Raw genomic sequence first — 21850 nt, 5'->3', positions numbered from 1 at the left:
CTGCCTCTCAACTCACTTTACCCCAAGTGTCCTTCAAATCCACTACCCGATGAAAGGCTTGAACACAGCCCTCAGCCACTGAATTGACGCAATAATAACCTAAACGCTCAAATTGAAACACATCTCCTTCTGCCTGCTCAGCCATTGCCGGTTCACAAAATCCCTGGAGGGTTTGTAAAGAGTTATGGTTCAGAAACTGAAAATAATCCTCTTCCCGTGCAGGATTAGGATCTGTAAATAACCTGTCGTATTGATAAATAGTGACAGGATAGGCATGTGATGAAGACACCCAATGAATGACACCCTTCACCTTGCGATCCTCCGGATTTTTGCCAAGAGTATTTTCATCATAAGTGCAATGCAATTCTGTTATTTCGCCTTGGTCATTACGGATAACTTCCTGGCACTTTATAACATAGGCATGACGTAAGCGTACTTCAGCTCCAGGAGATAACCGGAAATATTTATTAGGCGGATTTTCCATAAAATCAGACTTTTCAATATAAATTTCACGGGAAAAGGGTAAATTCCTACTCGCTGACTCAGGATTTTGAGGGTAGAAAGCTGCTTGAAGCTGTTCTACTTTATTTTCCGGATAATTTACAATAACAACTTTTAAGGGATCCATAACACAGAGAGCCCGTTTTGCAGTTTTATTAAATTCAGCGCGTACACATTCCTCAAGTAAACTCATATCAATCACTGAATCACTTCTTGATATGCCAATTATTTCACAGAATTGCCGAATTGCAGCAGGTGGGTATCCCCTTTTGCGCATACCGCGTAATGTGGGCAATCGTGGGTCATCCCATCCTGTAACGATTTTTTTTTCAACCAATTCACGTAATTTTCTCTTGCTCGTAACAGTATGGGATAAATTTAATCTGGCAAATTCGGTTTGTACTGGTTTGGCAGGCAAAGGTAAATTATCAACCAGCCAATCATACAAAGGTCTATGATCCTGGAATTCCAACGTACATAAAGAATGTGTTATTTTTTCCAGGGCATCAGAAATAGGATGAGCATAATCATACATGGGATAAATACACCATTCATCTCCTGTACGCTGGTGCCGGGCGTGGCGTATACGATATAAAACCGGATCACGCATATTTAAATTACCTGATTTCATATCTATTTTTGCTCTCAAAACATGAGTTCCATCAGGAAACTCACCAGCTTTCATCCGAGCGAACAAATCCAGATTCTCTTCAATTGTTCTGTTTCTATAAGGGCTTTCGCGCCCTGGTTCTTGTAGAGTGCCGCGAAAAGCACGAATTTCTTCCATACTCAAGCTATCGACATAAGCCATATCTTTCTTAATAAGATAAATGGCTAATTCATACAGCTCATGATAGTAATCCGAAGAATGCGTCATGGCACACCATTCAAATCCCAACCAACGAACATCATCAATGATCGCGTTTACATATTCTTCTTCTTCTTTAATTGGATTGGTGTCATCAAAACGTAAAAAGCATTTTCCCTTAAACTCTTCTGCCAAACCAAAATTAAGACAAATAGATTTGGCATGTCCAACATGGAGATATCCATTTGGTTCAGGAGGGAAACGAGTAACGATTCCCTGATGTTTTCCATTTGCCAAATCATCTATAATGAGTTGTCTAATAAAGTGAGCTCTTTTTTCAGTTTGTTCTGTCATACCATACTTCCAATATTATCGATAGCTTGCCTCATGGAACTCAATAGAGCCCCGCTTGCTTGCAGCGGATCTTTCTTGGCCTCATAGGCTTCAATGATTTCATTTATCAGTGCCGCCCCAACAATGACCCCATCAGCAAATTCAGCAACTTGTGCAGCCATTTCCGGAGTTTTTATTCCAAACCCAACCATAAGCGGTAATTTTGATTGTGCCTTTCGTTGTAGATATTGAGCTTTTAATTCTGGCAACTTAAGCGCGTCAGAACCTGTCACTCCCTTCAATGAAACATAATACAGATAACCATTGGCATGCTGATTTATATAGTTCATTCTTTCAGCTGAGGTGGTTGGCGAACATAAATAAATACTGTACAAACCATGTTTTTGCCAAACTCGCGATACTCCATCAGCTTCCTCAGGAGGCAAATCAACTAATATTGTTCCATCAACCCCAGCCTCCACTGCCTGCTGGGCAAAAAGATCATAGCCATATTGTTCTATAGGATTTAAATATCCCATAAGAATCACAGGCGTTTCGGTATCCGTTTTGCGAAATTGCCTAACCATATTCAATACGTCATCACAATGAATTGAATGCGCCAAAGCTCGTTCCATTGCTCTTTGGATAACAGGACCTTCTGCCATAGGGTCAGAAAAGGGTATTCCCAGCTCCAATACATCTGCCCCTGATTTAACCAATTGATGCATTAAACTTACTGTTAACTCAGGATATGGATCGCCTGCAGTAATATAAGGACTTAACATTTTTTTTCTATTGGCTTTTAATTTTTCCAGAGTCTTATCAATACGGTTCATGTTGTACCTGAATAATTTATCAAAATTAAATTGTTATACCGTCAATAGCAGCTACTGTATGCATATCTTTATCACCACGACCAGATAGATTGACTATGATGCTTTGTTCTTTTGACATGGTTTTAGCCAATTGTATGGCATAGGCTACCGCGTGGCTAGATTCTAATGCTGGAATAATTCCTTCCGTATGAGTTAACAGGCGAAACGCATCCATGGCCTCGGAATCATTTATTGCTTTATAAATGACCCGTCCAGTATCTTTTAAATAAGCATGTTCAGGCCCAACTCCAGGATAATCCAGACCGGCTGATACTGAGTGAGTGTCTTTCACCTGTCCATACTCATCACACAATAAATAGGTTCTATTACCGTGTAACACACCAGGTTTTCCAGCAATCAGAGATGCCGAATGCTCACCGGTTTCTATGCCTTTCCCTCCTGCTTCAACCCCATAAATCATGACAGACTGATCATTCAAAAAGGGATAAAACAAGCCTATTGCATTGGATCCACCTCCGACACAAGCTACCAAAGCATCTGGCAAATGGCCTGTTTTTTCCATATGTTGAGCTCGAGCTTCAACACCAATAATCGCTTGAAAATCTCTTACCATTTGAGGATAAGGATGGGGACCTGCAACAGTACCAATAATATAAAACGTGTCGTCGACATGACTCACCCAATCTCTCAATGCTTCATTTAAAGCATCTTTCAACGTCTTTGATCCTGAAGTGACAGGCACCACTTCAGCACCTAACAATTTCATTCTATAAACATTACTGGATTGACGCTTAATGTCTTCTGACCCCATGTACACAACGCATTGAAACCCAAATTTAGCGGCAACTGTAGCAGTTGCAACGCCATGTTGACCCGCGCCTGTTTCCGCGATCACTCGAGTTTTCCCCATACGTTTGGCGAGTAAGGCTTGTCCAATGGTATTATTGATTTTATGAGCACCGGTATGATTTAAATCTTCACGCTTGAGATAAATTTGTGCACCGCCTATCTTTTTGCTTAAGTGTACGGCATGGTATAGAGGATTGGGCCGCCCCACATAATCTTTTAATTCTGTGTGTAACTCAGACAGAAAATCCTGATCGTTACGATATTTGGTATAGGCATGCTCTAATTGTTTTAAAGCATGAACTAATGTATCGGCTACAAACATACCGCCATATGGGCCAAAATGGCCAAACTCATCTGGAAGCTCTTTTTTAATCATACTATCCCCATATTGCCTTTATAAATCGGCTCATTTTTAAATGATCTTTTACTCCGGGTGAAGCTTCTATACCACTGCACACATCCACTGCATAAGGATGACACATGGTAATTGCCTCTAAAATGTTAGATTCATTCAAACCACCTGCCAATATGTAAGGCTTGGATAAATTTTCAGGAATTATATTCCAGTCAAAAGTTAATCCCGTTCCTCCTCGTTCCTTGTCTGATGGTGTATCCAACAATATAGCGCTCGCATCAAAAAACTCATCAACAGCACTTTGGATTTGGATTGCTGTCTTAGGATGAATTGCTTTGATAAACGGCTTATTAAATTGTCTGCAAAACTCTGAAGATTCCTCACCATGAAATTGCAATAACTGCACAGGAATTTCATTAATAATCAGTTGAACAAAAGATTGTTCTGGGTTTACCAAAACTGCAACAATATCAACAAATGGAGGTATATTATTGACTATTATTCTGGCTTTTTCCAGTGAGACATTACGCACACTTTTGGGATAAAATATTAAGCCAATGGCGTCCACCCCTAAATCAATGGCGTATTGAATATCTTCTGAACGTGTCATTCCGCACATTTTGATTCTTATACGAGATGGATTCAATTATTTCTCCCAAAGAAACAAAGGGCCAGGATTATTTTGCAACAATCCAAATTCTTTGGGATAAGTCACCTGGACTAAATATAGGCCATATGACGGTGCAGTTTCAGCGCCTAATTTTCTATCCTTTGCATTTAAAACATCTTTAACCCAACCAACAGGGTGTTTTCCCGAGCCAACAGCAATCAATACACCAGCTATATTTCTTACCATATGATGTAAAAAGGCATTCGCTGTAATATCAAGAACAACCAAATCACCATGTCTTGTAACTTGCAATTGATGAATATTACGCATTGGTGTATTAGATTGACATTCGACGGAGCGGAATGAAGTAAAATCATTTTCCCCCAGAAGACATTGTCCACCCTGTTGCATCAAACGATGATCCAGTTGCCGATATTGCCATGTCACATTACCGCGTAATAACCCAGGCCGTATAGCTCCATTATAAATGACATAGCGATACCGTCGACTCACAGCAGAATAACGAGCATGAAAATTTTCTGGCATTTCCTTGCCCCATTTGACGCAGATGTCTTTAGGTAAAAAGGTATTAGCACCATGTATCCAGGCTCGTATGCTGCGATCTTTCTCACAATCAAAATGAATCACCTGATTGGTCGCATGGACCCCAGTATCTGTTCTACCTGCGCAGACAACAGAAATAGAACTGTCTGCAACTTTTGATAATGCAAATTCAACAGCTTGTTGAATAGTATGCAAACCCGTTTGAGCCTGCCAGCCGTGATATTGGCTACCATCGTATTCAACCACTAAGGCAATACGCATTCAATTTTCCTGATAAAAAGGTCAATTTATAACACCCTCTTTGTTTTGTCTATAATTTTTAGAGTATTAACTCTTTGCCTGTATGGGTTTTATCATTTTGCATGAACTCATACTATTTCATTTAACCTAAATATGCCAAACTGGTGTTGATTAAAATTAATCCTGGTGAGGAAATTTGAATAGTAGGAGTTAAATTCGTTATAGTATTTCTATTATAATTGTAATCAAAAATAAGAGATCCTTATGAAAATTCTGGTAACAGGCGCATCTGGGTTTATCGCTTCACAGTTTGTTACCGATCTGCTGATTGCTGGACATGAAATCATTTGTTGTGTACGGAATACCAAACACACGCAAAGGATTTTTCCTGGGGCACAAGTTATCTTTTGTGATTTTATCAATGACACAAAACCTGAAATCTGGTCAAAAAGATTGCAGGGGATTGATGTGGTTATTAATTGTGTAGGGATTTTATACCATCCTGATGAGAGAATCATATGGAATGTCCATTATGAAACTCCAAAAGCACTTTTTGATGCGTGTATAAACTCTGGGGTAAAAAAAATTATTCAAATATCTGCTTTGGGAATTGATAAAGTTGATGTGAGTTATGCTACGAGTAAAAAAGCGATAGATGATTACTTACTGACACTCTCTATCCCGTCAGTTATAGTAAGGCCCTCTTATGTGTATGGAAAAGGCTCTTATGGAGGGTCTTCTCTATTCAGAGGGATTGCTGGAACACCTTTTTTTACCGCTATACCTGGGCAAGGGACACAAAAATTTCAACCTATCTCTCTAAATGACCTATCTCAAGCAATAGTACGATTGGTGAGTACGCCTGTAACCGAAACTATTATTTTGCATGCCGTAAGCAAAAAAATAATCACGCTAGAAGAAATAATAATAAAACTGCGTTCCTGGCTTGGGTTCACCAAAACCAGAATAATACATATTCCATTGACATTTATTCGACTATTGACCCGACTTGGCGATTTGCTCCCCTATTCAACTATAAATACTGTTTCGTATAAAATGCTTGCCAGTGATAACATTACTACTCAGGAAGAAACACAGCGATTTGCTAATTATGTTAACTTTACTCCAAGAGACTATGAAGAAGGTCTCTATAGTCAACCGAGTTCAGTCCAAGACCATTGGCATGCGCAATTATACTTTCTTAAACTTCCCCTAAGACTCGGAATATCCTTTGTCTGGATTTGGACAGCCTTATGTTGTTTGTTTTTTTACCCTAAAAGTGACTCATTAACTTTGTTTGCTCAAATAGGTTTTTCATCCTTATGGCAGTTATTCTTATTTTATGCTTCAGCTTTATGGGATGGCCTTTTAGGTATAGCCATGTTGTTTAATTATCGATTTAAATTGACCAGTATATTGCAACTGATTACCATTTTGGTATATACAGTGATTATTACCATCAAACTGCCTTACCTTTGGTTAGATCCATTTGCTCCCATAGCCAAGAACATTCCTTTGTTAATAGCTATTTTAATAGGTCTGGGTTTGGAGTCTGATAAATAATGCTCTATTTCTATTTAAAGTTTATCCACGTGCTGAGTTCAACGATACTTTTTGGTACAGGTATAGGAACAGCAAGTGTGATGATTTATGGCCATAGAACAAAAAATCCGATTGTTATTGCTGCCATTTCAAAATATGTGGTTTTTGCTGATTGGATATTCACTGGTACATCTGGAATATTACAACCACTCACAGGGTTTGCCATGATTTACCTTGCTGGATTTTCTTGGACTTCTTTATGGATACTGGGATCAATTCTTGGATATGTCGTTGCGGCATGTTGTTGGTTTCCTGTCGTCTGCCTGCAAATCAAAATGAGGGATCTAGCCATAGAGACCGTAAAAAATAACACTACTTTACCAGAGAAATATCACCGATATTTTCTTTATTGGTTTATTCTGGGTTGGCCGGCATTCTTAAGCCTTATTGGAGTATTTTATTTGATGACTAATAAGCCTGTCTTTTAAATAGCAAAGACGAATATTAAGAGATTGGGTGGTCGTAATTTTTGTGTTATTTGTTACTTTAATTGTTCCAGTAACTGCCTGGCTTGCTCTTTTTGATTGGCACTTCCATGCTCGATCACTTCCTCAAGAGAACTTCTTGCTGTTTCTATATCGCCCATACTAATATAGGTTTTTGCCAAATCTAACAAAGTATCTAATGCCTTCTTACTCTTTAATGGACTGGAGGTTTCATTGTTTTCACCGGATGACTTGGTGAATGTCGCCTTATCAACAGATTGAGATGTAGAAATACCTTTTTCTGTTTTTTCTTCCTGAGTAGATTTCTGGTCAAATTCAGTTATTTCTGAAATGTGGGCTTCTTTTTCCTCCTGGCTTATTTCAGGTTCGGATTCGAGGTTTTTCATATCAAAGTCTGAATTATCTAAATCTAACTTATTTTCCTTTGTAGAAAATTTTTCTGATTTTTTATCTTCCTTTTTGTCTGACTTCTCGATTTCTTGTTCATGCTTTAATGTTTTGTCAGCCTCATTTATAGTTAAAGGAATGAAATCTATTCCATTATCATCTCCTTCATCTGTTGATTCTGTTATTTTAGTTTTGGGCTTATCTTTGATTAATTCATGTAAACCCGACTCAAACTCTATCATCTCAGAACTTTGATGGCCTTCAGTTTGCTGAGTTTTATCTTCACTTAACTGAGAATTATCAACCTCATCATCCCTGTTAACATCGAATTGCTCAGGTTCCATAACGGGCTCAAACATAATTTGATTTTCTCCAGCCTGAACTTCTGGCTCAGCCTGGGCCTCTGGTTTAGTCTGAACTTCTGATTCTAATTCTGTATATTCTTTTGCTCTTAACTGTTCTGTACTTCCAAGATATGTCACATCCTCAACTGTTTCAGATTCTACTGCATCAGCTTTTTCGATTTTATCCATTTCTTTAGGTTGATACTCAGTCCAATCCGCTTTAGAAACACCAACTCCAGTTTCTTTTTCACTGTCAGATACTTTTTCCTGGACGGAAGTTTCCTTATCATCAGCCTGGGTATCTGGTTCGTATTTCGATGGCTCAACTAAAGGCATAAATGGCTTCGGACTTGAATCAGAATCTGTTTTGTAAGGAGAAATATCCTCTCTGTGTTGGCGTTGTCTGAGGTACCAATAAACAAATCCTGCTCCTCCTGCAGCAAATATCAATAAAATGATATACGGCCAAAGGTTCATCCCTTGTTCATTATTGGGAAGTGAACTGACTTGAGACGCGATGGCTTTACGCTCCTTCAACATGGTTTGAACCTGCGTACGCATTAACTCTATTTCTTTCTCACGCTTATCCAGCTTTTCCTGCAATTTTTTATTTTGCTCTTGCAGAATTCGTAATTGTTCCATCAATAATGCATTTGCTTCCCGAACTGATTCAACTGCTGCTGTTGTAATTGAAATTTCTGCCTTAATTTTTTCATTTTGTTCTGTTGTCTGTACTATATTGTTGTTTTGTACAGGTTGCTGTTGGGTAGATGTATCTATCGAAACTGAAGTGCTATCGGGGACTAATTGTTGAAGTGTCGGAATGTTAGAGTTTTCTCCAATAGTAAACTTTGGAATTACCGGGATTGAAGAAGCTTTAGTCTGTTTTGGAGTCACATCCACTATTGAACTATTGATGTATGGCGGAGCTAATACATGATTAATAGATGTATGTTCATTCCAGGCTTTGTCGTGAGCCATCACCTCTTCAATAGCCAAATCAGAAGGTACTTTTGCAATTTCTTCAGTTGATGGAATAACTAGCCGAACGCCAACTTTTAAACCGTTTAAATTTCCATCCTTAAATGCTTCGGGATTCGCGCCAACTATTGCTAATACAACCTGAGGCAAAATCAATTTTGAAGTTTTATATCTTTGAGCAATTTGCCAAACGTTTTCATTCGTTACAGTTGGGCCATAAGTCGTTTTCTTTTTTCTGTCACTTCTTGATGCAGGGCCATGCTCCACTGTAGTAATCACAGTCTTTTCAATAACACCAGGCTCATTACTGTAACTTGCGGATTTCTTCTTGTAATAAACTGGCCTGCTTTGAGCGGTGGTAATTCCCAATTGATATCCTGGCGGGTCTAATAATACTGTATAGGCCTTGTATAATTGACCTTTTGGCCAGGTTAGATCGACGACAATTTCCATATACGGTTCTGTCATTCTTTCTGTAGACGATACTTTTACAACAGGAGTACCTTTTGGGTTTCTCTCAACCTGAAACCGTAACAAAGACAAGACCGCAGTTCGCTCAAGTCCAATTTGTTCAAATTGCTCCGGATCAGCCAGACTCACCTTGATACTGGCAAGAGGATCTGCTCCTACATCTATTAATTCGATTTCGGCTGAAAAAGGCTGATCCAATGAGGACTGTACCTTCATTTCACCTAAGCCAAGCGCATAAAGAGATATTGGCATAGTCAATGAGAATATAGCCGCATGCAGAACAGTTTTTTTCAATCAGAGCTCCATGCACCTGTGATACAAGATGTTGATGATTTAATTACCTAAGTAAAAAGTATCATTATCCTTTAGTCTATTCAAGAAAACACGAAATTATTCCCTAAAAATCATAAGATGATGTATAAAATTACATCACATATTTCAACTAATTTAACAAGGCAAATCAATTGTGGCCTTTTAAAATCCAACCAGGAAAATTCATAACTTCAATAGACCTTCAACTATAATTATATTAAGGATTAGTAAAATTAAATTTGGAATAGCGATGAATAGAGAAAATGAAGTGATCGAAATATTTCTAATGGATATCAGCAAAAAGGAAAAATGCAAATTGTTACAAGATTTTCTTCTGGATTGCAAAAATGAAATGGAAGCTCAGGATCAGAACATGCATCCTGAAGTGCATCACAATTTATCGCAAGCTTATCAACTGGCGCAAAATTATTTAAGAAAACTGCAAGAATAAGTGTATTTTCCTTGTTGCATATGAATCATATTGCATTAGAATAACCCGTAATTCATAATGTACTCCATAAAAATTGCGAGAAGAAAATGCCTGCATCACTAATCGATGGAAGAGAAATCTCTGCCCTTCGCAGAGCTGAACTAAAGCAAAGAGTACTATACCATGTGGAGCAAGGGCAAAGGGCGCCTGGACTTGCTGTTGTTTTAATTGGCAATGACCCTGCATCAGTGATTTATGTCAGTAATAAAAGAAAAGCTTGTGAAGAAGTAGGGATCACCTCTCATTCTTACGATTTGCCTGCCGAAACAACTCAGGAAAAATTAATTGAACTGATCAATGAGTTAAATCAATCGGATAAAATTGATGGTATTTTAATCCAATTACCTTTGCCCAAACATATTAACGAAAGAACTATAATAGAATACATAAAACCCGAGAAAGACGTGGATGGATTTCATCCTTATAATTTAGGCCGACTTGCTCAACGAAACCCGTTTTTAAGACCATGCACTCCCTTGGGGATTATGAATTTATTACATCACTATGAGCTCAATGTAAAAAGAAAACATGCTGTAGTGATTGGGGCATCCAATATTGTTGGAAGGCCAATGAGTCTGGAGTTACTATTAGCTGGTGCTACCGTAACAATATGCCACAAGTTTACCCAACAATTACAGAAGTTTGTTGAGATTGCTGATTTTCTAATAGTAGCCACTGGAAAGATGGACGTCATTGCCACTGACTGGCTCAGAGAGCATCAAGTAGTGATTGATGTAGGAATGCATCGTTTGCCCGATGGCAGTATCAGGGGTGATATTGATTTTAAGAAGGCAGTCGAAAAAGTAGCCTGGATCACACCTGTTCCAGGGGGAGTTGGCCCAATGACTATTGTCACTTTGCTTGAAAATACTATGATGTCAGCAGCAAGATTAAGAGAATGAAGTTATTTATCCAGTTCATCCCAATCAAATTCACCACTTAGCTCATCAAAATCGTCTTTGAACTCTTCTTTTAGACGCTTACGTTCAAGCCTATCCTCAAGCATACGCCTGATTTTCTTTTTTTGATTTAAATCATCTATATGATCATCAATTTCTTCGTCATAGTTGTAATCTGAAAATGATTGATCCTCAAACTCTTCATGTAAACCCATCTTAGTCTCCCAATTTACTCCCCTCAAAAAAAGTATAGTGCATAAATTATGAAATAAAGTAACTGGAAGCAAAATAGGCCTCTTGCATAACCTGATTATTTTGCTTCAGGACATGGCGCATACGGAGTTTACATGCAGTACATAAGTGTTGAAGAAACGCTTACGATGCGGGAGTAAAATAAAAGAGACCGCTTATGCAAGAAGTCTAATATGCGGCTACAGCATAAACCATTATTTTGATATAATTTGGAAAATATCTTTTGAAGCCCTCTTTCATGCTCAGTTATCAACATGGCTATCATGCCGGAAATTTTGCTGATGTCATCAAGCACATCACCCTAACTCGACTATTGGCTTATCTAACCCACAAAGATAAACCCTTATTCTATCTTGAAACCCATTCAGGTCGAGGGATATATGATTTAAAAGACAAGCAGTCTTTAAAAACAGAAGAATATAAGGAAGGAATTAATCCAGTATGGCTCGATAGAGAGAATCTCCCCTCTCTTTTTCTTGAATATATTAGTGTAATCAAGCAAATAAATCTTAATTCAACATTGAGTTATTATCCTGGTTCCCCCTATTTCGCAATCAATCAACTGCGCTCTCAAGACCGATTATACTTATGTGAATTACACCCAACAGAATATAATTTCTTATTAAAACTTCCTCATTTTAATAAAAAAGTTTATGTTAACCACACGGATGGAGTTTCAAAATTAAATGCCCTTTTGCCGCCACCGGAAAAACGTGGGTTAATTTTTATTGATCCCTCATATGAAAGAAAAGAAGAATACAAAGAAATTCCATACGCTATAAAAAATGCTTACTCAAAATTTTCTACCGGCTTATATTGTGTTTGGTATCCTGTTGTCAATAAAGCATGGACTGAACAATTCTTGAGGAAAATGAGAGAAATTAGTTCCAAATCGGTAAGGATTGAGCTTCATTTGAATCCACTCATTAATGAAGGAATGACTGGTTGTGGTCTTTGGATAATTAATCCTCCCTATACTTTCCCTTCAGAAATCAAGTTAGTTTTAGAGACATTAACAACTTATTTTAACCCTGGCTCATCTTCTTATATGATTGAATCAGGTTCAAAATTATGTCACGAGTTATAAATTATGACTATCCTGCCTATTTCGGCTTTTTCAGATAATTATATCTGGACCTTTATTGATAAAATAGCTGGGGTATTAGATTGTGTTGATCCAGGAGAAGCAGCACCAATAATACGCTTTGCCCAATCCAACCAGCTGACACTAAGAACGATATTATTAACCCACCACCACTATGATCATATAGGAGGTGTTGACTCGCTAATCAAGCAATGGCCATCTTGTAAGGTCTATGGCCCCATAGATGAACGAATCAATAATGTAACCCACCCAATTAAACAAGGTCAATCTGTTCAAGTGGGCTCTCTTCACTTTCATATTTTATTTAATCCAGGGCATACTTCTACCCATATCAGTTATTATGAACCACAACAAGGATGGTTATTTTGTGGAGATACTCTATTTTCTGCTGGTTGCGGTAGAGTGTTTGATGGAACTATAGAGGAATTGCATGAATCCCTGCTCTTATTTAAAAAACTCCCGCGAAATACTAAAGTTTTTTGTGCTCATGAATACACCTTCCAGAATTTAAAATTTGCACATACCGTTGAGCCCTGCAATTCATCAGTCATCAATTACATGCAACAAATTCTGAAACAACCATCATCTTGTACTCTCCCGTCTAATATAGACTTGGAATTATCAATTAATCCTTTTTTACGCACTGATAAAGAGCAAGTAAAACAATATGCTCTCTCGCATGGTGCGAATTCTTCAGATTCTCTGGACGTTTTTAAAGTATTGAGAAATCAAAAAAACTCATTCAAATAATATAACAAAAAGATTAAATAAAAACCCATTTGCTCCCAATTAAACCAAAAAGGGTTTAATCCTTCATTAATTTTTAGTAAACTGATTAGCCAATTATAATAACAGGTAAGACCATTGAATTGTAATTTATTGATTATAAAAAGATTTTTATCATTCATCCTTATTTTTATTGGTATTTCTAACCCGGCAATTTCTGGCACAGCTCCAGATGTATGGGATGTATTACGTAGTGAATTTAGCTTAAGCCATGAAGTAACTCGCCCAGAAGTGCAAGAACAAATCAGATGGCTAATTTCTCATCCTAGTTATATCAACAAAGTAAGTAGCCAATCTGAACCTTACATTTACCACGTATTAGGTGAGATAAAGAAAAGAAAACTGCCCGGAGAATTGGCGCTACTCCCCATGATAGAAAGTGCATATGATCCTTTTGCCTATTCAGGAGCAGGCGCTGCTGGTATATGGCAACTCATGCCTCGAACTGGAAGCGATCTTGGATTAAAGCAAGACTGGTGGTTTGATGGAAGACGTAGCATTGGCCCTTCAACTGATGCCGCATTAAATTACCTCGTCTATCTAAATAAATATTTTAGTGGTAACTGGATTTTAGCTATTGCCGCTTATGACTCTGGAGAAGGAACAATTTCACGGGCGCTCAAATCAACCGCACGTAACGGGCGCAAGGTGCAATTCTGGAATCTGCCAGTTCCCAGAGAAACCAAGGTATATATCCCGCGTTTATTAGCTCTGGCAGAAATTATTAACAATCCAAAACGGTATAAAATATCACTTCCCAATATTCCCTATCTTCCTTATTTTGAAGAGGTCAATATTGGTAGTCAAATTGATTTAAATCATGCCGCTAAACTCGCCGGCATCAGTTATAAGGAGTTGATTAAACTAAATCCCGGTTATAATCGATGGACAACTGCACCTTATAAGCCATTTAAATTACTAATACCTGCTGAAAAAGTCGAAAGATTTAACTTGAATCTATCGAATATACCCGAAGATAAGCGCGTAAACTGGACTAAACATCAAGTAAAAAGAGGTGACAGCTTGGATGCTATTGCAAAGAGATATCACACAACAGTCAATTTGATAAAACAACTCAACCAATTAACCAGCAATAAAGTTCAACTTAATCAATCCCTACTCATTCCGAGCAGCAAAAATTCCCCGGTAGCAGCTAAAATACCTCCACAAGAAAAAAAACCTGCTACTAAACAGCTGGCACCTATGAAAAATGTCCGTATTATTCATATCGTACAAAATAATGATAGTTATCAGAAAATTCAAAAAACTTATGGGGTTGCAGCTAAAGAGATACAAAACTGGAATAAATTGGCAAATAACGCGCCATTACGTAAAGGCCAGCGGCTGATCATATGGAAAAGAGTCAAGCAACCTGTTGTGTATATAGTAAAATCAGGGGATAGTTTGAGCGTTATTGCCAAAAAGCACCAAACAAAAGTGAATACTATTATCAGTTTAAATCCAGGACTTAAAAAATCAATGCTCCTTCGCTTGGGACAAAAAATATTAATTGGCTAGATTATGTGCATTATCATGATATAAACTAGATAGATTAATGCATCTGTTTGAAACAGAAGCATGCTTTTGAGGGAACACCAAGACTACTGCATGCCGCTAAAAGCTTAAAGATTATTAAATAAAAAATCTGTGATAAGTATGTAAATTGTGCAAATTATTTTGTTAATACGGTATGAAGCTTGCAGGTGAGTTCTAAAACTTGTGTTATAATGATATTAATTAATTGATAAATTAAACAATATATGAAATTACTATTCGATTTTTTTCCTATCGTTTTATTTTTTATAGTCTATAAATTTTTTGGCATTTATACCGCTACTGCTGTTGCTATGGTAGCTTCATTAACTCAAGTTGCGTTTTACAGATTAAAGTTTCAGCATTATGAAAAAATGCATTTGTTTAGTCTGGCTATCATTATGGTCTTGGGAGGAGCGACGTTATTCTTTCAAAACCCTTGGTTTATCAAATGGAAGCCTACAGGAATCTACTGGTTATCTGCTCTTGTCTTTTATGGTTCAAGTTATATAGGATCTAAGCCACTAATACAAAAAATGATGGAAGCAAACATCAATTTAACAACAAAAATTTGGTATCGACTTAATTTAGCATGGACATTATTTTTTATAGTAATGGGGGCATTAAATTTATATGTTGCCTATCATTATGACACTGATGTATGGGTTAATTTTAAATTATTTGGTGGTGTTGGGTTTACTTTACTTTTTGTGTTGATTCAAGCTTTTTATTTAACAAAACACACAGATGAAAAAAGCTTTGAAAAACAATAGTGATATCTCTGTATCTGCAGAAAAATATAGCATGTAATAAGAGAAAAAGTAGGAGCACCGATGAGATTATTACTTGTTGAAGACGATGAACTGCTTGGCGATGCAGTAAAAGCCGGACTGACACAATTTGGTTATGTTGTTGACTGGCTAAAAGATGGCGAAGCTGCTCGGGCGGCTCTCAAATCAGAGTCTTTTGAATTAATTATTCTTGACTTGGGATTACCTAAATTATCCGGTTTATCATTATTGCAAAACATCAGACATGATGGAAATAGCACACCTGTGATTATTCTTACAGCTCGAGAATCAATAGAAGATCGGGTAAAAGGCTTAGATAGCGGTGCTGACGATTATCATATTAAGCCTTTTGATTTAAACGAATTAAGTGCAAGGATTAGAGCATTGGTAAGGCGCTCTCAGGGCAGAGCTGATTCCGTGTTGCAATATAAAAATATTACTCTCGATCCTGCTGCTCATTCTGTCTTCGTGGATGATGTACTCGTCAATGTTCCAAGAAGAGAATTTGCTCTATTGCAGAAATTACTTGAAAACAGTGGCCAGGTTTTATCTCGAGAACAATTAATGCAGAGTATTTATGGCTGGGAAGAAGACGTGGACAGTAATGCTCTCGAAGTTCATATACATAATTTACGTAAAAAACTTAACGCAAACTTTATCCGCACTATACGTGGTGTAGGATATATGGCTGAAAAAAATGACAGTGTACTTCTATCGTGAAATCGTCCATTCGAAAATTTTTATTAATTAATCTGCTTCTTGCAATTACTATTACTACAACATTAACTGCTATTGGTAACTATTATCTTGATCAAAAAGACATTCAAGACCACCTTGATACATTGATGGCTATTTCCGCGCTATCCTATCAAGCCTTATTAGGGGATGATCTTCATCAAAGGCCTCTTGCAAAAATTCAAAATGCCCTGGAATCTATTCCCCAAAAAATTAATACTTATTATCAAAAAAGATATTTAAATGATGAGCCTCAAGAAAATTATTTGGATAAATTTAATTTTCAGGTATGGACCAATGGAGGTAAATTATTATTACATTCACCTACTGCCCCTAAAATACCATTAACAGCAGAGACAGACGGCTTCAGCGATAAAAGAATTTCTAACCAGGATTGGCGAGTATTCACAACTTATAATGACAAAGCAGGAATTCGTACTGTACTGGCAGAGCGTTATGATACCAGAAATGAGCTGGGTCACAGAATTGCCCAAGATGATCTCTATATTATGTTGCTTACTTTTCCATTATCAGGACTATTGATATGGATCATTATTGGAAGAGGACTAGACAGTCTGGATAGAGTAGCAGAAGAGGTTGCTAACCGCGCACCAAGTCACCTGGAACCTGTTGATTTACAAGAAGTTCCCGAAGAAATTAAACCTGTAATTGATGAATTAAATAAATTATTTTTTCGACTCAAGGAAGGGTTTGAGCGTGAAAAACGATTTGCTGCCGATGCAGCACATGAGTTGAGAACACCTCTTGCAGCACTTAAAGCCCAAGCTCAAGTGGCTTTGAACTCCAATGATATAGAAGAAAAAAATCAGGCTTTACAAAAATTAATTGCCAGTGTTAATCGAAGTACACATATAGTGCAGCAGTTACTAACCATGAGTAAACTTGTACCAGAAGCAACAGAACTACATGAGCAAGATGAAGTCAATCTAAGTAAATTAACTCGTGAAATATTAGCTATGTTAGCTCCGTCTGCAGTTGAAAAACAAATTGAACTGGAATTTGAAACTGATGAGAAAATGCCTAAAATTTATGGAAATCCAACCGCTTTGGGAATATTAATACGCAATCTGGTTGATAATTCCATTCGATATTCCATGGAAAATGGAAGAGTCATTGTTCGATTATTAAAACATAATAACGAAATCATACTCGAAGTATGTGACAATGGCCCAGGAATCCCGCCTGAATTACAAAAACGTGTTTTTGAAAGATTTTTTAGAGTATTAGGAAACAAAAGCCCTGGTAGCGGTCTGGGTTTGGCTATCGTACAGCAAATTTGCGAACTTCACGGTGGAAGAGTCGTGCTTGACTCACCTAAAATTGGTACAGGCTTAATTGTGAGAGTTTACTTGCCCATCAAAACAAAACCAAAATAAACTCTATAATCAAATCATAACTCTCATCAGTTAATAATAACTACACCACCCTTTCTTTTGTTCAATTAATACCGTACACAACTTTTTACCATAACTCAGATTGATAACTTCCCCATAAAAATTGTCCCTTCTTATTTTTCTTTTTCGGTAATACTAGGCAATGAATCTAAAATTTCCTATTTTCAGTAATATTTCTTTTGAGGTAACTTGCTGTAAGCCTTAATCTGTCAAAATTAACGCATATAGTCCATAATATACATATATAGATTATATTTTAATTAAAATGCCTCAAATCCTAAATGCATTAGCGGCTGTCATTGAAGCTGACTTGGTAAAACTAAATCCTGAGCAGAAAGAGATTGTTGATAAATACTCTGACAAACTCTTAAATGTTCAATATAAAGCTCATCAACCACGCACATTTGAGTTAGCAGTAAAAACCATGAAAGAGCAACTCGAACAATTATCTACTTCATTGAAAAAAATAAATTCAGAGATGGCACCAGACAAAGATAAACGTCGGCATGAAATGATTCAAAAAATTGAGAGTGATTTAAAACTCATAGAGAGTTGTATAAACGGGGATTTTGAAAAGAATTATCAAAATCTAAAGAAAGAGTTTTTACAATTTTTACACGAGGCTGATAGCAAAGACCCTTTTCTTAAAAAAATTCACGGTCTTTTAGAACAAGATAATCCATCAATCCTGTATCTAATTGAGCAAGAATTGGAATCCTCATATTATAAAGATAAATATTCTCAACAATTTAACCAATTGATTTTGTTGATGAAATTAAAAGTATCTCATATTCCAAATCCAGTGGTTACTCCAAACTTGTTACAAGACGTATCCTTGCTTCAATTGGAAGGAGAAATTGAAAAGCAACGAATGATAGCCATAATTGATGGACAGGAGCCCTTAGCTCGTGCGTTAAAATATTTATCGATTGGATGCACTACAACTGCTGCGAGAACGAAGGAGTTACAGAAAACCATAGTTCAGCATGGTACAAATTTGCAGGCCTATCGGCATCAAGAAAAATGTCGTGAACTAGGTGGTCGGATTGTTCTCCATTGCAGTCAGGCAATGCTTCCAGGCATGGGTTTAAAGAGTGGTATGTGTCACGGCTTAGCTAGGCATTGGGCAAACGATGTAATAAAGAAAGACAGATTTATGGGCTTTCGAGGGAATCAAGAGGTATCTATTCAGCCAACCAAAGCAACGGATAAAATACTACAGGCAATACCAAGTTTTAATGATTTTGTCCGTCTTAATCCTAAAATCTATGAAACTCAACAGTCTCAAAAAGAACATATCTTTCTTGAGTATGAGGATACAGTGGGATCTGAACCAGAAAAACAGTTTGAAGAATTCACTGATCGAATAATGTCTGAATTAGACAAGTATGGTAAATCTGCTACCTTTGTTAGCTATGCTAATAGCAGTTCTGGACATGTTGTTGCTATCCACAAACGAACTAAACCGACACCTCAAGGTTTCATCATCGACTATTTTGATGCTAATGCAGGTTGGATGCAGTTTAAAGACGATAAGAGTTTTCAAGAGTTTTTAACCTATTACTTAAATGATAGACATGCAAAAGAAAAACTTAAGAGCATTGCTTTTGAAACCCTGTGTTATCCTAGCTCCTACACTCATATGTTGGATAAGCTCTGTGAAAAAGCACCACAACCTACTCCTCAGAGACAAAGAGCACAGAGCTTGTCAGCAGAAACAGAAAGAAACACTCCTCAAATAAAGTCACAAATTAGCGAAAAAACTGAGAAAACTGAGAAAACTGAGAAAACTGAGAAAACTGAGAAAACTGAGAATGAGCAAAGCAGAAATACAAGAGGATTTCCTATTTAAAGAAAGCTTCTAAGGTGATGATAGTACCACCTTTAGCTTGGAGAATCTGCTTCCTGTTTCTGGGTATCGGTCGCAGTCTTTGCTTCTTCTTCCTTCTTTTGAGCATTATAGTTCGCTTCCTTTACACTTTTTTTATGCTCTTTCATCTGTTGGGAAGTAACCTTTTCTGTGGTATTTGAAGAGGCTGCATCGGCTGTAATAGCCGTTGATTGCTCTGTGTTTCTCTGAATTGACATACCTGGGGTCACTTTACCCTTATCAGTTTGGTGTTTATGAGTATTGACTTGAGAATCAGCAGCATTGACAGCAAAGGTTAGCATCACACTTACCATAAAACCGATCATTCTTTTCATAAATGCTCCTGTTTATTATCGAGAATTTTATCAGATCACAGTTACAATCTCATCGCGAAGAAAGAATTTGCAAAGCCTCACGAATCAATTGCTCACAACTCTTATTGCCATTATCAATTTTATTCATAACTTTCCACGCCTCTTGTGGCTTATAGCCTAATGCCTCCAACGCGCTGATTGCCTCTTGTTGACTATGAGTGCTACCTGCCTGCTTTTGGAAGGTATCGGAAACCGAACCATCAAATTGTTTTATACTGTCTCTCATTTCAACTACTAAGCGCTCTGCAGTTTTCTTGCCTATGCCAGGTAATTTGGTTAATAAAGCAGCATTCTCCTGGTGAATACACTGAATAAATTCCTTAGGAGAAATACTGGATAAAACAGTCATAGCCAGTTTGGGGCCTACCCCATTCACTTTAATTAATGATCTGAATAAAGAACGCTCCTCTTTATCCAGGAAGCCATACAATAACAAAGCATCTTCTCGAACTATGGTGTGAATATGTAATCCGACAGGTTGGTTACCATTTTCTATCTGAAAAAAAGTATTCAAAGATGTTTCTACATCATATCCTACGCCATTGACATCAAGAACCAATTTTCCTGGCTGATGCTTATCTATAATTTGACCATGGAGCCAGCCTATCATAGTCTCATCCTCCTGCGTTTCGTTCCTCTTGAACCGATTAATTTTGACAAACCATTTCTCATATGGCTATGACATATTGCTATTGCCAAAGCATCGGCAGCGTCTTTTTGAGGAGCTCGATTGAGCTGAAGAAGCTCTACAACCATATGACTCACTTGATCTTTTTCAGCGGCCCCATAACCAACTACACTTTGCTTTATTTCTCTTGCTGAATACTCAAAGATTTTCGCACGATGTGAGGCTGCTGCTACCATGGCAACCCCCCGCGCATGTCCTAATTTCAAAGCTGAATTAGGATTGTTATGCATAAATATCTGCTCAATAGCAACCTCAGTTGGGGAATAGTGATCCATTAGCTCACATATTCCATCATATATTTGCAATAATTTATGACTTAATTCCGTATCGTTTGATGTGCGAATACAGCCGCTATCGATGTACGCAATTTTACGGTCAGATTCTTTAATCAATCCATATCCTGTAACCCGTGAGCCTGGATCTATCCCTAATATAATCGTCATTAATTCATTGATTCTAATATTTTTTCAGAGAATTCAGCATTGCTGTAAACTTCTTGTACGTCATCCAAATCCTCCAGCATGTCAATCAGTTTAATTAAACTTTCAGCCGTTTCATCATTAATTGGAACCAAGGTTTGTGCACGCATAGTTAAATGAGACTGCTCAACCTCCAAACCGGCATCCTGTAAAGCATTTAAGACGGTGTGATAAGCTTCTACAGGGGTAATGATCTCTATCTGACCATCTTCTACAGCAACATCAGAAGCGCCAGCATCGATTGCAATCTCCATCACTTTATCTTCTGGCTGATTAGAAGCCATGAGAATTTCACCTTGATTAGTGAAAAGATAGGATACTGAACCATCAGTGCCTAAATTACCCCCATGTTTTGAAAAAGCATGTCGAACTTCCGATACGGTTCGATTTTTATTGTCAGACAAACAATCTACCAGTATAGCAACACCACCTGGCCCGTAACCTTCATAACGCATGGCTATCATAGCCTCACCATCAACTCCCCCTACCCCTCGCTTGACAGCATTATCTATGGTATCACGCTTCATATTAGCATTCAGAGCCTTTTTAACAGCATCTCTCAAGCGTGGATTACTTGACTCATCTCCTCCCCCCATACGGGCAGCTACAGTAATTTCACGAATTAATTTAGTAAATATTTTTCCTCTTTTGGCATCCTGAACACCTTTACGGAATTTGATATTAGCCCATTTACTATGACCAGCCATTACATCACCTCTAAATGAATTTTTATTTGGAGATTATACAATGCTCTAACACCAAAAAGAATGACTAAAGCCATCGATGCTCTCGAC

22 protein-coding genes are annotated in these 21850 nt (G+C 37.5%); 11 read left to right on the top strand and 11 right to left on the bottom strand.

Translation table 11 applies throughout. The features are described 5' to 3' along the window. Window positions 1-7 precede the first annotated feature (7 nt). Genes LPG_RS06545 through truA form a run of 5 tightly spaced genes read right to left on the bottom strand, consistent with a single transcriptional unit; the run spans window position 8 to window position 5117 of the window. Window positions 8-1663 (bottom strand): glutamine--tRNA ligase/YqeY domain fusion protein, encoded by a 1656-nt coding sequence (locus tag LPG_RS06545; protein WP_010947037.1) that lies wholly within the window; start codon window positions 1661-1663, stop codon window positions 8-10. After that, entirely contained in the window at window positions 1660-2478 is an 819-nt protein-coding gene (gene trpA / locus LPG_RS06540; protein ID WP_010947036.1) for a tryptophan synthase subunit alpha, read from the bottom strand. Before trpA ends, LPG_RS06545 begins: the two co-directional genes overlap by 4 nt. Before the next feature lie 25 nt (window positions 2479-2503). Then, on the bottom strand, window positions 2504-3703 hold the full coding sequence (gene trpB, locus LPG_RS06535) for a tryptophan synthase subunit beta (protein ID WP_010947035.1): 1200 nt from the start codon (window positions 3701-3703) through the stop codon (window positions 2504-2506). Window position 3704: 1 nt separating this feature from the next. Then, window positions 3705-4328: a phosphoribosylanthranilate isomerase gene (locus LPG_RS06530; RefSeq protein ID WP_010947034.1), complete on the bottom strand. Its 624-nt coding sequence runs from the start codon at window positions 4326-4328 to the stop codon at window positions 3705-3707. Next, window positions 4329-5117 carry a tRNA pseudouridine(38-40) synthase TruA gene (truA, locus tag LPG_RS06525; RefSeq protein ID WP_010947033.1) on the bottom strand — a complete coding sequence of 263 codons (789 nt, stop codon included), beginning with the start codon at window positions 5115-5117 and terminating at the stop codon, window positions 4329-4331. 243 nt (window positions 5118-5360) lie between these two features. Between truA and LPG_RS06520 the strand changes: the two genes are divergently transcribed. Beyond that, window positions 5361-6659, top strand: a complete 1299-nt coding sequence (locus tag LPG_RS06520; protein ID WP_010947032.1) for an NAD(P)H-binding protein — start codon at window positions 5361-5363, stop codon at window positions 6657-6659. Continuing rightward, window positions 6659-7126 carry a DUF2269 family protein gene (locus LPG_RS06515; RefSeq protein ID WP_010947031.1) on the top strand — a complete coding sequence of 156 codons (468 nt, stop codon included), beginning with the start codon at window positions 6659-6661 and terminating at the stop codon, window positions 7124-7126. The genes LPG_RS06520 and LPG_RS06515 overlap by 1 nt, the downstream gene beginning before the upstream one ends. A gap of 53 nt (window positions 7127-7179) precedes the next feature. Here the strand turns inward: LPG_RS06515 and LPG_RS06510 are convergent, their stop codons facing one another. Continuing rightward, on the bottom strand, window positions 7180-9621 hold the full coding sequence (locus LPG_RS06510) for a FimV/HubP family polar landmark protein (RefSeq protein ID WP_010947030.1): 2442 nt from the start codon (window positions 9619-9621) through the stop codon (window positions 7180-7182). 268 nt (window positions 9622-9889) lie between these two features. On the opposite strand from LPG_RS06510, the gene LPG_RS06505 reads away from it, so the two are divergent. Together LPG_RS06505 and folD are read left to right on the top strand one after the other, a co-directional pair. Next, a complete protein-coding gene (locus LPG_RS06505; protein ID WP_010947029.1) occupies window positions 9890-10090 on the top strand; it encodes a hypothetical protein in 201 nt (66 codons plus the stop codon). An 86-nt stretch (window positions 10091-10176) separates the two neighbouring features. Continuing rightward, complete coding sequence (gene folD, locus LPG_RS06500) at window positions 10177-11031, top strand: bifunctional methylenetetrahydrofolate dehydrogenase/methenyltetrahydrofolate cyclohydrolase FolD (protein WP_010947028.1); 855 nt, start codon at window positions 10177-10179, stop codon at window positions 11029-11031. Between the two features lie 2 nt (window positions 11032-11033). Here folD and LPG_RS06495 read toward each other — a convergent pair whose 3' ends face one another. Next, window positions 11034-11243, bottom strand: coding sequence for a hypothetical protein (locus LPG_RS06495; protein WP_011213609.1), 210 nt, complete (start codon window positions 11241-11243; stop codon window positions 11034-11036). Window positions 11244-11518: 275 nt separating this feature from the next. On the opposite strand from LPG_RS06495, the gene LPG_RS06490 reads away from it, so the two are divergent. From LPG_RS06490 to lem8, 7 genes are all read left to right on the top strand, one after another. Then, window positions 11519-12367, top strand: coding sequence for a 23S rRNA (adenine(2030)-N(6))-methyltransferase RlmJ (locus LPG_RS06490; protein ID WP_015444565.1), 849 nt, complete (start codon window positions 11519-11521; stop codon window positions 12365-12367). A 3-nt stretch (window positions 12368-12370) separates the two neighbouring features. Beyond that, a complete protein-coding gene (gene gloB / locus LPG_RS06485) occupies window positions 12371-13135 on the top strand; it encodes a hydroxyacylglutathione hydrolase (RefSeq protein ID WP_010947026.1) in 765 nt (254 codons plus the stop codon). Window positions 13136-13249: 114 nt separating this feature from the next. Next, window positions 13250-14689: a lytic transglycosylase gene (locus LPG_RS06480; protein WP_010947025.1), complete on the top strand. Its 1440-nt coding sequence runs from the start codon at window positions 13250-13252 to the stop codon at window positions 14687-14689. Window positions 14690-14931: 242 nt separating this feature from the next. Continuing rightward, window positions 14932-15477, top strand: coding sequence for a septation protein A (locus tag LPG_RS06475; RefSeq protein WP_010947024.1), 546 nt, complete (start codon window positions 14932-14934; stop codon window positions 15475-15477). A 60-nt stretch (window positions 15478-15537) separates the two neighbouring features. Further along, window positions 15538-16215, top strand: a complete 678-nt coding sequence (locus LPG_RS06470) for a response regulator (RefSeq protein WP_010947023.1) — start codon at window positions 15538-15540, stop codon at window positions 16213-16215. Then, entirely contained in the window at window positions 16212-17627 is a 1416-nt protein-coding gene (locus LPG_RS06465) for an ATP-binding protein (protein ID WP_010947022.1), read from the top strand. Before LPG_RS06470 ends, LPG_RS06465 begins: the two co-directional genes overlap by 4 nt. 283 nt (window positions 17628-17910) lie before the next feature. Further along, on the top strand, window positions 17911-19497 hold the full coding sequence (gene lem8, locus LPG_RS06460) for a Dot/Icm T4SS effector Lem8 (RefSeq protein WP_010947021.1): 1587 nt from the start codon (window positions 17911-17913) through the stop codon (window positions 19495-19497). Window positions 19498-19529: 32 nt separating this feature from the next. Here lem8 and LPG_RS06455 read toward each other — a convergent pair whose 3' ends face one another. The 4 genes from LPG_RS06455 to LPG_RS06440 are packed head-to-tail and all read right to left on the bottom strand — an operon-like array spanning window position 19530 to window position 21763. Beyond that, the gene (locus LPG_RS06455) at window positions 19530-19850 is read right to left on the bottom strand and encodes a hypothetical protein (RefSeq protein WP_010947020.1); all 321 of its coding nucleotides are present in this window, start codon (window positions 19848-19850) and stop codon (window positions 19530-19532) included. Window positions 19851-19899: 49 nt separating this feature from the next. Then, a complete protein-coding gene (ruvA, locus tag LPG_RS06450) occupies window positions 19900-20499 on the bottom strand; it encodes a Holliday junction branch migration protein RuvA (RefSeq protein WP_010947019.1) in 600 nt (199 codons plus the stop codon). After that, complete coding sequence (ruvC, locus tag LPG_RS06445; protein WP_010947018.1) at window positions 20496-21020, bottom strand: crossover junction endodeoxyribonuclease RuvC; 525 nt, start codon at window positions 21018-21020, stop codon at window positions 20496-20498. The genes ruvA and ruvC overlap by 4 nt, the downstream gene beginning before the upstream one ends. Continuing rightward, complete coding sequence (locus LPG_RS06440) at window positions 21020-21763, bottom strand: YebC/PmpR family DNA-binding transcriptional regulator (protein WP_010947017.1); 744 nt, start codon at window positions 21761-21763, stop codon at window positions 21020-21022. The genes ruvC and LPG_RS06440 overlap by 1 nt, the downstream gene beginning before the upstream one ends. Window positions 21764-21850 lie beyond the last annotated feature (87 nt).

This window comes from Legionella pneumophila subsp. pneumophila str. Philadelphia 1, assembly GCF_000008485.1.
Taxonomy (GTDB): domain Bacteria; phylum Pseudomonadota; class Gammaproteobacteria; order Legionellales; family Legionellaceae; genus Legionella; species Legionella pneumophila.
The sequence above is the reverse complement of the archived record's forward strand: the minus strand, read 5'-3'. Positions and strand labels throughout refer to the sequence as shown.

Coding starts and splice junctions, on each gene's coding strand:
- LPG_RS06545 (WP_010947037.1), bottom strand. CDS start 1,663: ATGACAGAACAAACTGAAAAAAGAGCTCACTTTATTAGACAACTCATT.
- trpA (WP_010947036.1), bottom strand. CDS start 2,478: ATGAACCGTATTGATAAGACTCTGGAAAAATTAAAAGCCAATAGAAAA.
- trpB (WP_010947035.1), bottom strand. CDS start 3,703: ATGATTAAAAAAGAGCTTCCAGATGAGTTTGGCCATTTTGGCCCATAT.
- truA (WP_010947033.1), bottom strand. CDS start 5,117: ATGCGTATTGCCTTAGTGGTTGAATACGATGGTAGCCAATATCACGGC.
- LPG_RS06520 (WP_010947032.1), top strand. CDS start 5,361: ATGAAAATTCTGGTAACAGGCGCATCTGGGTTTATCGCTTCACAGTTT.
- LPG_RS06515 (WP_010947031.1), top strand. CDS start 6,659: ATGCTCTATTTCTATTTAAAGTTTATCCACGTGCTGAGTTCAACGATA.
- LPG_RS06505 (WP_010947029.1), top strand. CDS start 9,890: ATGAATAGAGAAAATGAAGTGATCGAAATATTTCTAATGGATATCAGC.
- folD (WP_010947028.1), top strand. CDS start 10,177: ATGCCTGCATCACTAATCGATGGAAGAGAAATCTCTGCCCTTCGCAGA.
- LPG_RS06495 (WP_011213609.1), bottom strand. CDS start 11,243: ATGGGTTTACATGAAGAGTTTGAGGATCAATCATTTTCAGATTACAAC.
- LPG_RS06490 (WP_015444565.1), top strand. CDS start 11,519: ATGCTCAGTTATCAACATGGCTATCATGCCGGAAATTTTGCTGATGTC.
- gloB (WP_010947026.1), top strand. CDS start 12,371: ATGACTATCCTGCCTATTTCGGCTTTTTCAGATAATTATATCTGGACC.
- LPG_RS06475 (WP_010947024.1), top strand. CDS start 14,932: ATGAAATTACTATTCGATTTTTTTCCTATCGTTTTATTTTTTATAGTC.
- LPG_RS06470 (WP_010947023.1), top strand. CDS start 15,538: ATGAGATTATTACTTGTTGAAGACGATGAACTGCTTGGCGATGCAGTA.
- lem8 (WP_010947021.1), top strand. CDS start 17,911: ATGCCTCAAATCCTAAATGCATTAGCGGCTGTCATTGAAGCTGACTTG.
- LPG_RS06455 (WP_010947020.1), bottom strand. CDS start 19,850: ATGAAAAGAATGATCGGTTTTATGGTAAGTGTGATGCTAACCTTTGCT.
- ruvA (WP_010947019.1), bottom strand. CDS start 20,499: ATGATAGGCTGGCTCCATGGTCAAATTATAGATAAGCATCAGCCAGGA.
- ruvC (WP_010947018.1), bottom strand. CDS start 21,020: ATGACGATTATATTAGGGATAGATCCAGGCTCACGGGTTACAGGATAT.
- LPG_RS06440 (WP_010947017.1), bottom strand. CDS start 21,763: ATGGCTGGTCATAGTAAATGGGCTAATATCAAATTCCGTAAAGGTGTT.